We start from the raw sequence: 14,139 nt of genomic DNA on the forward strand, positions 1-14,139 counted from the left end.
TCAAGCTCCGTTCATCTTCAATAGTTCGCGAATTTCGTCAACGTCTGTTCCCACGGTGGACCAGCCTGCGGCCACAAGTTCAGAGCGCCCATCGTCGCCGTCGAGCACGACGGCGATCCGGTATTCCGGCCACGCGATCGATACCGGCAGACCGTTCACCTCGAACCCGAGTTCAGGCAGAACGCTGATGTCGGCATTGGCGATGGCCAGTAGAAGGGTCTTTTCGAACTCCGTGGCCTGTTCCATGAGCTCGTGCCATGCAGGGCTGAGCCCGTCTGACATCTCCAGGCGCGCTGCCGCTTCTTCGACCGATGCGCGGGCGCTGATCGTAGACATCACCGACCCGATCGTCAGACCGATCGGCTTGAACGCCAGCAGGTTGGAGAGCCGAAGCCACTCGCGCCAGGATGCTTCGTGCGCGGGAGAGCCGACCGGTTCTGCCCGGTCGTCCAGGCACAGTCCGACGGCGATCGTGGACAAGCTCTTGGGCGATCCTGCCGCTGCGAACCCCAGGCTCCCCGAGCTGTACGTCCAGGCCGTGACCGAGCCAGCAGGCAAGGACGGCTTTAGGCCTTGAGACAGCGCGGCGGCGTGCGCGTACACCGCATCGGAGTCGCCGGGTTCAGGCCGCTGCGCCATCAGCATGAGTGGCACCAGCTCCGAGAAGTCCGTCCAGGCCTCGGGATCCGGTCGGTTCACCCATTCCCAGAGGATTGTCATGGCGTCCCTGCCCAGCAGGTCCATGATCCCGGCATTCACGGGATAGTTGGCCATGAGCTGGGCGTTGAGCTTGGCGTTGGCCCAGGAAGGCAGCGCAACCGGAGCGTCGCGGCCGGCTTCGAATGCTTCCACGTCCTGCCACGTCACGGCCCACGGCACTGCGGCACCGGACAGCTCTGAGCTGTACCGGAGCTTGTCGCGCTTGGTAGCGTCGTCCGCGATTCTGTTATGTTCCGGGGACGCGTGGAAGGTGAAGCCGTCCGTGTAGATCGCCAGCACGGGGAAGTTCGGGTCCGGCGGTCCCTTGAGCAGGAAGTCGGGGCGGGTTCCGGCGACATCCACCTGCGGGATGAGCTGCCACTGGAACTGCTGCCCGGGGATCCGGAAGGTGATGGTGTCCGCCAGCGCGCCGGGGGTCACCTTGGTGTGTGCGCCCACCGCCTTCAGCCGGTCCATCCAGGCTTTCCGGAACCGCTTTTCCAGCAGCGACTCGATCGAGGTCTCGGCGTCGGGCGCTTCTTCGGTGACGGTCCAGTCGGAGAACGACGGCGGGACGGCGCCGTCCGTGGCCGCCTCGCCGGAGCGCAGCAGCAGGCCGAGCAGGCGTTCCGCGCTGGCCCGCGCCACCTTATCCACCGTCCACGGATCGGCAAAGGGAAGCAGGCAGTGGTGGCACGCCAGCCGCTCCTCGAAGCGGCAGCTGCAGTCGCGCACGGTCTGCCACGCAGCGCGCAGCAGCTCCCAGACCCGTTCGGGGTTAGCGAACTCGGCCAGGTAGCCGGTGCCGCCGGGGACCTTGTCGTGCAGCATCAGGGCAATCCGGCTCCCGCCATGCGCGGGATCGTTGATCCGCAGCACCCCAAGGTGGTCCGGGGCCCCGCCCAGAACCTTCTGAAGACCCAGCAGCATGGCTGCCTGGAGACTCGGCACGGAAAAGTCGTCGCCGTAGGTCACGTCGAGGGGCAGGTGCAGCACCACGCCCTGGGTGTTCAATTCCCGGGCGAGCACCACTTCCTTGACGTTTTCCTGGGCTGCCTTGCGGTATTTGCACCAGAAACGATGCTCGGTGGGCAGGTTCTCCTTGGCGGACTGGTCCAGCTGGCCACAGTAGGAACACAGCCGGAACATCGGCGTCCGGACGTCGTCGCCGGCGATGGTCCGCACCCCGCCGTTGGAGGCAGTGCGTCCGGTGTTGAGCCAGCGGATGTCCACCCGGTTGAAGTATTCGGCGCCGAAGTCGTAGCCCTCCACAAACCAGCGCTTCTGCAGGTGCTGCGGGTCGATGTCCGCCGCGGCGACGATCGTGAAGCGTTCCCGGACGCGGTTGTCGCGGCGGTCGTTGATCGCGGCCTCGTCCCGGCGGACCTCGGCGGAGACCTTTTTCATGACCACGACGTCGAGGACCTGGCCCATGTCCGCGATGGCCGAGGTGCCGCAGCGCAGACACTTCTGCACGGCCGCCGCGGCGCCGAGGTCGGTTTTGATCCATCCGCATTGCGGGCAGACCTGCCATTTTTGGATGTGGCTTTGCTGGGGGCCCAGGTCCACGGCGTCGATCAGGATCTCCATGCCCTGCGCATAGAACGTGGCGCCCGGCGCTAATTCGCTCAGAGCCACCGAAGCACCGCGGTTATACGTCACCGTGTCCGTGACGAATTCCTGCGTGTCGGCGTCCTTCCAGGACAGCCCTACATCCAGGCTCACCGAGTCGTCCAGGAGCGTGTAGTTCGGGAGCACGCTGTAAGCCTCCAGGACCGAAATCCAGTACTGGCCGCGGAGCTGCTTGAGCTGGTCCCGGATCATTTTGAGCGTGGCTTTGGCCGTCCGGACGGCCTGATGCGCGTCGGAGGTCTTGTCGTCGAGACGCTCAGCCAGGGCGGCGGCCTCCTCCAGCTCGGGCAGGGCGTTGCCGACTTCCTTGCGCCGGGTGTCCAGTTCGTCGACGTCGGCCTTCCACTCCCCCGCCGCCCGGACTAGGTGACGCGAGAGACCGCTGGGCTCGCCGTCGTCGCACCGCGACGCCCACGCAGTCAAGCGGGCGGCACTGTCCGCGGAAATCCGTTCGCCGAACTGGTCCAGGAACGCGGCCAGATAGGCGGGGGCGTTCGCCGTGGCGTCCTCGATCAGGTCCCCGATGAACGATCCAGGCGCGACGCTCCCGAGGGCCTGGATGGCGTCAACCGGGTGCGGCCGGCCCACAGCCCGCGCGAAGCGGTCAGCGACGTGGGCTACATACTGGCGACCCAGGATTTCTTCGGCATCCAGGTACGTGGCCGGTGGCCGGACCTCCCCGTTGATGACGGACAGCGGTTCGTGGAGTTTGGGCAGGTGCTCGCCGCGGCCTCGCACGAAGGCGAGGACGAGCGAGTTGCCGGTCAGGCGGCCGGCCCGGCCCACCCGTTGCAGATAGGAGGCCACGGACGTCGGCAGCGAGGCCAGCATCACGCAGGAGAGGTCCCCGATGTCGATGCCCATCTCCAACGTCGGGGTGGCGACCAGGACATTGGGAGCCTGCGGGTTGTCGGCGCCGCTCTTGAACTGCGTCTCGTAGAGAATCCTTGTCGCGTCATCGAGCAGCGAGGTGTGTTCCCGAGCCACCACACGCTTGCTTTCGCGTGAGGAGTAGAGGTCCCGGTAGAAGTTGCGGGCGTCGGCGGCGTGCCGCTGCAGGGTTCCGCTGCAGCGGACCAGGGTGCACGGGCCCCCTGCCAGCTGGTCGATGACGGTCAGGCTCCCCGGGGTGATGGCCTGGCAGACCTTGCACTGGACCGTATGGCGTCCTGCGGCGAGGTCCTCGGCGTCCGGAACGGAAAGCACGATCTTCTCCGGGTCAAGCCAGTAGACATCGGCGCCAGAGTTCGTCTTCGAGCTGCCGAGAGTTCCGTCCTCGGCGAGTGCGATGATGAGTGCCTTCGCCAGGTAGCCGCTGTCGGCGGGGGCGACACCGAGGCAGCGGGCTGTCCATCGTGCGTACCAGGAGGCCGAGGAGGTGACGCCGTCCAGGTTGTCGGTGGCCGCGGCGGCGCTCCCGACCCGGGGGAAGGCCGGCGCCGGCCGGCCCGAGGGGAACGCGGGCATGCCTTCACCCTTGGGCCGCCCGCCCCAGATCTGCCAGCGCTTGCCGTCGGTCGCGATGTAGCCTTTGAGCCATTCGTGGTGGACGCCGCCTTGGAGCCGGACCCTTTCCACGGTGCCCCGGATCCAGTGCAAGAGCTGCTGTTGCGTGGGTGCGGCCTCGCCGATCATCGTCTGGTGCAGGGCCGAGTCGTAGGCTTTCCGCGCCACGGAGAGCATGCGGGTGGGGCTGCCGGCGTCGGTTTCGACGGCCAGGGACCCGGTGAGTTCCAGTGTCCGGCCGGTCCGGGACTGGAGGCCGAGCTCCAGGAGGGCATCGAACTGAAGCCGACGTTTGGCGAACCGCCGGGCCCGGACGCGTTCCGCCGGGGAAGCCTTCGGGTCCCAGAACGACCGGAAGCTTTGCCGGTCCACGAATTCGGGTGCGATCAGCTGGTACCGCGCCCCCGGTGTGTCCGCGCGGGCAATCGCGGTGTCCACGAGTTCCGAGAGCGTGGCCGGCTGCTCGCCGAGGGCGCGCCGCAGGGCAGTGCGGAGCGTCATGGTGTGGGAACGGGACTGGACGTATCCGGCCCGATGCGCGGCGTCTTGGACGCTGTCGGTGAAGACGAGGGCTTTCTTTTCCTCGTCGTTCAGGCCTTCGGCGCCGAACAGGTTGGAGATACTCACGGAGAGCATGGTGGCGATGGCGCTGCCTATGAAGGCGATGCCATCCTTAGCCAGGCACGACGGGCAGACGTCCCTCTTGGACTGGTCGTCAGCGTCTTTTCCAGTGAGCATCAGAACGGGAATGATCCGCCCTTCAGCGAGGTCGGCGCTGTCTGCTTTCGGCGGCATGGTGGAAAGGCCACGGCTGACGGTGTGAAGCCAGTGCAGGCCCTGCACCTGCTCCGGGCCGTCCTGGCGGAATTCGATGATGTCCGCCTCGGCAGCGGCCGAGATGAGGGTCCGGAAGCGCGGGTTGTTGGTTACGCGTGCTTCACGGATCTTGGAGTCATCCAGCTCCAGGTCCAGGCCGGTGGGGGCCAGGACGGCGCCCCAGCCCGAGCGGCCGCAGTGCCGGCAATAGAGTGCCGGCAGGAACATGTCGTGGGACTGGTCCACCCCGTCGTCGGACCAGCGGAAGCGCGGCGACGTGTCCACGGCGGCGTCCACGCGCGACATCTCGCGGATCCACAGGTGCGTCTCAACGGTCAGGGCGGCCCGGCCGCGGCGGGCGCGGATGTGGCTGAGGAGTGCGATGACGTGGGAGATGAATTCTTCCGCGGCATCCGGCCTTACCCCGGCGGGCAGTGAATGGGACGGGAAGATCGCGTTCGTCAGGTCCGAGAGCACAACGGCGGTGCTGGCATGCGTCAGCAGGGCGGCGGTCAGCGGGTGCGTGCGCATCGCGTCCAGCAGGTCCGCGGGACGTTCACCGAAGAGGGTCTTCAGGACGGGCCCGACGACGGCTTCCGGGCCACCGCCGGCCTCGCGCAGATCCGCGACGGCGTTGTTGGTGCTGGTGATGTCCACGGCGATGACGTGCAGGTCCCTGCCCTGAACGGTTCCGTTGCCGAGCTGGCTCCAAGTCTCCTGGGTGAGCCGGGATTCGGTGACGACGGAGTCGTGCGGGAACACCTCGCCAAAGACTGTCTCTGCGAAGCGGAGCATCGAGTCCGGGTCGCCTTTGCTGCCCAGCGTTGCGGACGTGGCGACGGGCGTGGCCCGGCCGAGCGGGCGGGCACGGTCTTCCCCGCTCAGCCCGTGGGGATGGTCCGTCAGGTCGTCCGGCCAGTAACTCTTGAGCGTCAGTCCGAGCCGGCGCAGCAGCATGGCGACGTCGGTGCCCTGGGCACCGTCGTAGGTGTGGAATTCGTCGAGGACCACGTATTGCAGGCTGGTCGCGGACTTCTGCCAGAGCGGTGCGTCCGTGTGGCGGAGCAGGAGCATGTCCAGCATTTTGTAGTTGGTCAGCAGAATGTCCGGTGGGTCCTGGTGGAACACGTCGCGGTCGTTGATCAGTCCGTCCCGGGCCACCTTGGTGCGGTTGGTGTCCCTCTGGCCGGTGTAGATGCCGGCGGTGATCCCGGACAGCTCGGAGTGGGTGGTCAGCAGCTCGGCCAGGCGTTTGGCCTGATCATTGGCCAGGGCGTTCATCGGGTAGAGGATGAGCGCCTTGATCCCGGTGATGCCGTCCCGTTTGGCGCGCAGCACGTGGTTCAGGATCGGGTACAGGAACGCCTCGGTCTTTCCGGAACCGGTACCGGTGGTGATCAGCGTGGGCTCCGGGCGACGGGATGCCCCACCGGCGCCCTTGCTGCTGAGCCGTTGGAAGGCCTTGGCCTGGTGGCCGTAGGGTTCGAAGCCCTCGTACCAGTCCAGGCAGTCGCGCCAGCCAGGCTCGGCAGTTTCGAAGGGAAGCCGCAGCTGGACATAGGCACCCTTGAAGAGCCCCTGATCCGGATCCGCCAGGAAGTCCTTGATGGCGGACTGTGCGTTACCGTCCGTCAGTGCGAACGTGGTGGCGAGATAGTCAGAAAGTCCACGGCGCAAGTCCCCAGCCTGGGTGGTGGGCAGAAGCTCGGACATCAGGACTTCTCCTCCAACATGCTCGAGAAGTGCGCGTAGGCCTGTCGCATGTCTTCCTCGCGGTCGAAGCTCTGGAATGGGAACTCGAAGACGTACTCCACGCCGCTCTGCGGGTGCGTCCAAGTTCGTTCTTCGAGGGTTAGGTTCTCGCCGACCTTGCAGTAGAGCCGGTTCATGTCGGCGGGAACTTTACGACCGTTCGCGTCGTAAAGATCATTTTGTTCGTAACCTCGTAAGACGGGGAATTGAGTTTGGTAGATCCTGCAGAGCTCGTCCGCACTAATGCCTAGACTTAGTCCGACGATTGCGTCGATTTCTATTTCGAGTCGCCGTCGAGCAGCTGCTCTTCGTTCGGGGCATCCAAGAGTTACGCCCTCGTTCCTGGCAGTGGATGCCAAGCTCGCATATGCATCTGAAAGAAACATGAGACTGCTGACTCGCTCAACAAGCATCCGCTGGCCCGCAGTACCCTTCCAAAGCAACGTCGGTAGGGAATCAACCGCAGGCTGACGGAGATCACCGACTCCGGAAACCTTTACAAAGAAGTCAGTCAGTAGAGAACTCATGACGGCAACACACAGTAGGAGCGGTGCTGCCCCACCTTTCGTGGCCAGGACAGCCGAAAACACTGCATCGACGTGGGCAACTCCCGGGGGAATGATAGTTGCGTGGAGGGTCCGTTTACTGGAGGTGGCGGCCATGCGCCTCCACGCCAAACGGTAAGTTTGGATTACCTGCCGATAGGTGCCGTCCTCAACGCGCCATGTCCCGTAGTCCGCTTCGTATCGACCGCGCTCTCCCGCCGTTTGATAGCTAGTCCGAGGCACGAAATCTGCAGAAATGGCTTCAAGGTCGATTTCGTCCCAATCGTTGTTGCTCTTGACCACCCTTCGGGGCTGCTTAGAAAATGGATTTGCAACAGTAAAGTGCGGACCCTGCAGAATCACGTCATTCCAAGACTCGGGAATGGCAGATCCAACCTCGAAGTAGCCTTTCTTACGGTCAATAGATTCATCCCAGCCCCGAGAATAGAGAAGCCCCAATTCGCGCATCCTCGGGGCCTCGCTCAACTGCTCTAGAACGCGGGAACTCGCTCGGTTCACGGGGTATATCATTCGCGCCTGAATGGCGGGGGTTCCAGGATCATCGAGAATATCCGCCCACACCTTTAGAACGGATAAATCTACTGCTGCAATGCGTTCGGCGTGTGGTCTGGTGTCCCAGTCGCCGTTCTTGGTCTTCAGCGCTGGCGCTTCACCAGCACCATCATGAACCAACGAGCGTTCAGCAGTATCGGGCTGATACAACGATGCTGCCATAATAAACTCCGGGGAATCTCGACGGCCCGAATAAATGTGGACGCCGAACTCAAGCTGATCCGTGAGCTCAGAAAATAGCTTCTTCTTGTTCCGAAAATGCCAATGACGTCGAAGGCGCCGGTATGCGTCGGACCGCAAGTGGGCAGCCTTCTTCTCCGTGAAGTGCGATTCGGGGTGTATCAAGCCGACCGCACCTCGTTTCGACGCGGATCGCCAGGTGCGGACCATAAACGCCCGGTAGAGGTCCGGCTGCAGGCCAGCCAGCACGGAGTAGTCACCAACTGATCCCAGGAATTCTGCGAGGACGGCCGTAGGAATCGCGTTCTCAACGAAGTACTCAAGCATTCCCTTTCGTCCAAGGGTCTCCTCGCGCTTGACCTTGATCTGCGCCTGTGTCGGTTTCTCAGCCAGCTGCCACCAGGGATCGCCCTCGGCGAGGAGAGCGGCTTCGTCAGAACGAGGCCGTACCCACGGCGGGTTACCTACCTGAAGATCAAAGCCCTCGCGCCCAAACACCGAGGCGAAGTCCAGTTCCCAGTGGAAGAATCCTTGGTCGGCGGCGATATTCTCACACACCTGCAGCCATGAATATTGTTTCTTGGCGATCTCGATGTCGGACACCAAAGCAAACTCAAGGTCGGCCCGTTCGGCGTCGTTCAGTTCTTCCCAAGTCGATGCAGCACCAAAGGTCTGCTGCCCTGCCATCTTTGACTCTTTGCCCTGCAGACCAAGAATCGCTTCCAGCGCTGAAAGCCATTCGTCCAGTGTCGGCGGTGTCGCCCCGCCGGTCGCTCGCTCGGTCAGGGGCCAGAACCACAGTGCGTTCCAGGCATCCATGACCCGGCGGAGTCGCTGGTAGGCGCCGTTCGGGTCTTTGAGGGTTTCCTCGATCTGCTCGCGGGTGACGGCTCGGGCCCGCGTGCCTGCATCGCCAGACTCAACTACCGAGGAGTGTTTGCCGAAGTAGTCGATGTCCCGGCGGGCCTCAGACTCGGCTACCTGGAGCCGGCGAAGCGTGAGCTTCCATAGTGACTCCACTCGGCGCCCGAGGCTCACCATGCGGTCGACCTGGGTCTTGCGGGGTTTGGACTTGATCTTGGTACGCCAGGCCTTGAGCTCCTGCTGGGCCTCCCCTGCCAGGTCCTTGACTTCCTTTGCGTCGGCGGCTGCGCCCCAGCCGTCGGCAGGGAGCAGGAAATGGTGGATGCGGCCTACCATGGTGGGGTCTTCGGTCCCGGCAGTCATGGCCTCGACGAGCCCGGTCAGAGGTGCATCCTGCGGAGCGGCCTTCAGCCATGACTTGTCGATGACTGCCTGCCGTGAGTATGTGGCCCGGCGGGCGCCGATCAGCGAATTGCCGCGTCGCAGCCGCAGTCCGAACCACGGAGCTTGTAGGTCCTTGACCATGGTGTCGAGCCAGAGGGAGACTTCGGCCAGTTCCACCGCCGTCGAATTCAGGTCCACGCCGTGGACCTGGTGCAGGGCGATGTGGGCTTTGACCTTTTGGAGTTCCTGCGGGTATTCGTCCGCGGGAATCCGGACGTCCAGCTCATCCTGTTTCCGCTTCAGGTACTCGTCGGCCAGCTGACGAACAGCTTCCAGGGCGAACGCGCCGGACCCCAGTGCAGGCTCGCAGACGGTCAGGTTCAGGATCTCGTCGGCTGCGGTCTTCTGCTCGTGCTGGTCCAGCAGCTCTTCGAGCGCCTGGGAGACGACGAATTTGGTCAGCACCTCGGGAGTGTAATAGGAGGCGGACTGTTGGCGTTCGCGGCCGGCGAGCCGGAAGACGAACGAGCCTGCGGGGTGAAGCACCGGGCGCCGCTCCCCCGTCCGTTCGTCCTCTTCCACCACGAAGTGTTTGGCGTCAATGGACCCGGAGCGGTCCACCGGGACCACCCAGGAACCCTTTTCCGGGTTCCCGTCCTTGGCCACCTCGTGCAGGGGTTCCGCGGCGATGAAACCTGTGTAGGACATCAGTCCCTCGTAGACGGCCCCGAGCTGGTTAATGCCCAGTTCCGCGTAGGAAATGAAGCCCCGGTCCTTGCCCATGGTTTCCTTGCTGAGCAACAGGTGCTGCAGGACGCGCTGCAGTTCGGCGTTGCTGAGCTTGGTGTCGTTGATGAGCGACGTTGCGGCGTCGTGGAAGAGGTCAGCCTTGAGCGGCTGGAAGACCAGGCCTTCGTTCTCGCCGGAGGCGTCGTAGGAGGGGTTTGCTCCTGCCGGAGCGTGGCCGTTGTCCACCAAGTGGAAGAGCTGCGCGAGGGATTCGTAGATGTGGGTGCCGCGCCGTGACTCCGGGGACTGGATGTTGACCAGGGTTAGTTCCCGTAGCCGGTCCAAGCCATAACCCTCGTTGTATTCGCCGGCACCGACCGGGAGGACGGCCATCTCCGGGGAGGCCTCCGCGTAGAGCAGGAAGAGGATCCTGTAGAGGAACCTCAAAGACTGGCGGGCCAGGACCTGACCGTCCACGTCCTCGACGCCCAGACCGGCAGCACGCCGGCGGTCCAGGACATCGTTGGCGATGATTTCGATGGAGCGGCGGATGCCCTCGCGCAGGTCCTGGGAAACGCCCACAGTGTGTTTGACGGAGGCCGCGAGAATACCGTCCCACCAGATGGAGCCATCCGACGTCGGCATGAGAGAGTCGCGGCCGAAGATCGCCAGGAACCGGTCCGTCTCAGCGTTCTTCTTGGTGTCGTTCCGGTCCGCGACCAGGAGGGCGTCCGCGGCCAGGTAGCGGCCCTCGGCCCAGCGTTCCTGTTCGGTCAGCACCAGCCACCGGCCAGCCATGATCACCACAAACTTCGGGGCTCTGTCCGACAGATATGCCTCCGACACGGTCTTCGCCATCGTCAGCGCCGTGGACGGCTCTTTGCCGTCCACCAGAACCCGCCCGAGCGGAAGCACCGTGGACAGCACGTCTTCCAGAGCGTCTGCAGGGGCGGCCTCGACGAACAGGACCTCGGAGTTCTCCGTTGTCCACACCCCGGGCACAAGCGTTTCGGTGCCGCTGCGCTCGAACGTGACGGCCGCCGTCGGGCCCTTAAAGCCGAGGGCGCCGCGCAGGAGTGCGTAGGCGTCGGACGCGCCCGCCGGGTCTTCCGAGAGCCCGGCGAGCTGGATCTGGAGGCGTCCGCGGACCTCGGCGAAGCGGGTCAGGGTGGTGAGGTGGCCTTCCTTCGCTGCCTCGTCCCAGGTCTTGCGGAGTTTGACGACTTCGGCCTGGAAGGATTCCTTGGTGGAGTCCGTGGTGAAGAAGTGTTCGCTAATCCAGTCTTCGCCTACAACGATTGAATCAAAGGACGGCATTACTGGTCAGCACCTTCCGGGACGGCGACAGGTGTTGCGCGTGGAACGACGATCAGAAGGGGGCGGACCAGGCGTTGGGCCGGGGCGAGCGACTCCGCGATGCGCTGCTCCTCGCTGACCCGTTCACGTTGCTTTTTTATTTCCGCCCGCTGTGCGAAGTCGAAGGACCGCTGGGTCCAGCCCGTGGCCCTGTCCTTCCAGGCCTGTAGCCGCTGGTTGGCAGAGTTGGCGGCTGCTTCAAAGGTCAGCTGCATGGTCTGGCGTGCGCTCTCCACCGCCTGCGGCAGGAGGGCCTGCAGCCCGTTCACGGTGACCGGTCCGGGGTTGATCGCCTTGGCATCGACGCCAATGCTTCTCAGGTGCTCGCCCAGATCCTCGAGGGGTTCGGAGAGACAGAACGTCGGGTTGGCGGGGTCGGGGAAGTCCACCGCGATGAAGGCTTTGGAGACCACCTGCCCGCGGCGGTTCATCAGCGTCCCCATGAGTAGGACCTGAGCGACGTCAACGTCGCCGCGGACCACGAGGACTTCGCTGCGGGACATTGAGGACAGGGCCCTGTCGCTGGCCCAGTCCAGGATGGGGTGGAGCGGGCCGAGGTAGTGTGCCTCGGGCCAGCTCATGTCATCGGATTCGCGGGCGCGGTCCAGTTCCCGGGTGCCGGCGTCGACGGTAGTGGCGAGTTTGAGGCGCTCGGTGACGCGCCGTTCGGACAAATAGTCCTGAGGGAGGTAGCCCAGGCGGTGCTGGAGGTCAACAGGCGGGCTGAGCTCTGCGAGCCCGTGGCCGGCGTGGACAGTCCAGCCCAGGACCTTGTGCGGATCGCCGAAGGCCTCGTTGAGGGCTTCGTCCAGGAAGTCCAGGTCCGTGGGGTAGAGACCGAGCGGTTTCTCGACCGGGACGGTCGCGGTTTCCCCGTCGTCTTTCAGGGCCTCGAAGTCGAGGAAGTCCCAGAGGTCACCGGAGTCCGGATCGGCGTCTGGTTCGCTGACGACATCCTCGAAGTCTTTCTTGCTGAGCAGGACGTCTCGTATAGCGTCTTCCTCCTGCTTGACGCTGTACTGCCCCATGAGGGAGGCGACGTCATTGAGGACCGTGTGTGCCTCGTACTCGCGTTCCATCAGGCGCGTGAGGACCTTAATGTCGCCGGAGAACCGGGTGTTGTGCGGGTTTAGGAGCAGGGTGGTGATCTGCGGTTTCTGCCGCTGGCCGAACCGGTCGATGCGGCCGTTCCGCTGCTCGATCCGGATCAGGCTCCAGGGGATGTCGAAGTGGATCAGGTGATGACATTCGGCGTGCAGGTTCACGCCTTCGGACGCGACGTCGCCGGTGACCAGGACCCGCAGCTGGCTGTTGCCGCGCTTGAACTGATCCACGATGCTTTGCTGTTCGACGTCGCTGAGGCCACCGTGCAGGAGGCCGACGTTTTCCGGTTTGAGGCCGAGGGCCTTGGGCAGTGTCTCCTGCAGCCATTTGAGAGTTGCGACGCGCTCGGCGAAGACAACGGCCCGTATCGGGGATTCCTTGCCGACTCCGATCTTCTTCAGGTAGCTGACGAGTTCGGTGTACTTGGCGGACTCACCGGTGTTGGCGGCTTCGGCGAGTTTGCTAAGCCGTTTGAGCGCTTCGGTTTCCTTGGCCTCGGAGGGGGAATCGGCATCGAGCTTCCTCAGGCGCTCGGTGACCGTCTCGAGCAGCGCCGCAGGGCTGGAGAGGAACGCCTTGGCTAGGATCCAGGAGAACAGCGCGCCGTTCTGACCCGAATACGGCGCCGGCTTGCCTTCAGGGTAGAGCCAGACGTCGGAGAGCTCCTCGGCAATGGCGTTCTCCGCCGCGGAGGCGGACACGAGCCGATTGTCCGGTTCTTCCCGCTCAGCCCAGTCCGCGCCGACCTCCTGGGCGACCTCAGGGCTGTGCCGGTGCCGGCGGATTATGAGGTTTTCCACGTGCTTAAGGTCGAAGGTGCCGTCCGGACGGACGGCGGTAGGGTCCAGCAGCCGCAGGATCTCGGCGAACGATTCGTTGCGTCCGTTGTGCGGGGTGGCGGAGGCCAGGATGAGAGCCTCGGTGTTGGGCGCGAGCACCCGGGCTAGCTCGTTGTTCATGGCCTGGGTGTTGGTCACGTTGTGGGCCTCGTCAATGACCACCGCGTCCCAGTGCAGTTTCCCGAGCTGCGCCCGGTAGCGGGGGCTTTTCAGCGTATCCATTGAGATGATGGCGCGCTTGTAGTACGTGAAAGGGTTGCGGGTGGCCGGGAGCTTCTGCCGAATCTTCTGAATGCCGGCGGAGTCGAGGCGGACGAACGGCAGCGCGAACCGGCACCAGAGCTCGTGCTGCATCTGCTCCAGCACGTGGCGCGGGGTGACGATGAGGATTCGTTCGCCGCGTCCGCGTTTGACCAGCTCGCTGAGGATCATGCCAATCTCAAGGGTCTTGCCGAGGCCGACGGCGTCTGCGATCAGGATGCGCGGGCGGATGTTCTTGGTGTCCAGTGCCTTCGCAACGGCGATCTGCTGGTAATTGAGGTTCCGCGACAGCATGCGGGTCGAGACGGTCAGGTACTCCGCCGACTGGGGTGTCGGAGTCTTCCGGACGGTGGTTTCCAGGAACAGGCGCGCGCGGCGGTAGTTGGGCGTGTCATCGGCCACGACCTTGGACTTGGCCGGATCCACGACTTCGATGCTGTCCAGCGCGGAGTAAAACGCGGCGGTGGTGTCCCTGACAAGCTCGCTGAGGCCCTGGACTCTGATGAGGGTGCCGTCGACCGATTTCTCGACGCTGGTGACGAGCCAGTCCTCGTCCCGGACACGGACCACCGAACCGGGTGCGACATTGAGTTCCCGGTGTGTGGCTGTAACTGTCAAGACCTTGCTCCTGTACTTCGTGGTTCCCCAGAAGAACCTCTCTGGCCGTCTCGACGGCAAAGGCTCCCACCACATTATGTACAGCTATTTGACTCTTGCTGGTCATTCGATGTGGCTTTGTAGTCACGATTGCTCCGCCCCAGCCTCGGTCGCCGACTAAGATGTCGTTCTGAACGCGTCGTCTCTTGTGCTCGACGCACGGCAAGGTATTGCGCAAGCCAGAGTAGGTGTGCTGAGAGGCGCCGCATTTGAAGACAGGGCTTGACCCCCGACCAGCGGAG

The 14,139-nt window shown here is 64.3% G+C and carries 3 protein-coding genes; all 3 read right to left on the minus strand.

Annotation, left to right across the window (positions count from 1 at the left end):
• From QRN59_RS04095 to QRN59_RS04105, 3 genes are read right to left on the minus strand one after another with little or no spacing between them, the layout of a single operon-like run.
• Entirely contained in the window at positions 1–6,366 is a 6,366-nt protein-coding gene (locus QRN59_RS04095) for a DEAD/DEAH box helicase (RefSeq protein WP_284981233.1), read from the minus strand.
• Positions 6,366–10,997: an Eco57I restriction-modification methylase domain-containing protein gene (locus QRN59_RS04100; protein ID WP_284981234.1), complete on the minus strand. Its 4,632-nt coding sequence runs from the start codon at positions 10,995–10,997 to the stop codon at positions 6,366–6,368. The genes QRN59_RS04095 and QRN59_RS04100 overlap by 1 nt, the downstream gene beginning before the upstream one ends.
• On the minus strand, positions 10,997–13,858 hold the full coding sequence (locus tag QRN59_RS04105) for a helicase-related protein (protein WP_284981235.1): 2,862 nt from the start codon (positions 13,856–13,858) through the stop codon (positions 10,997–10,999). The genes QRN59_RS04100 and QRN59_RS04105 overlap by 1 nt, the downstream gene beginning before the upstream one ends.
• Positions 13,859–14,139 lie beyond the last annotated feature (281 nt).

The organism is Arthrobacter sp. efr-133-TYG-118, assembly GCF_030209755.1.
Lineage (GTDB): Bacteria > Actinomycetota > Actinomycetes > Actinomycetales > Micrococcaceae > Arthrobacter.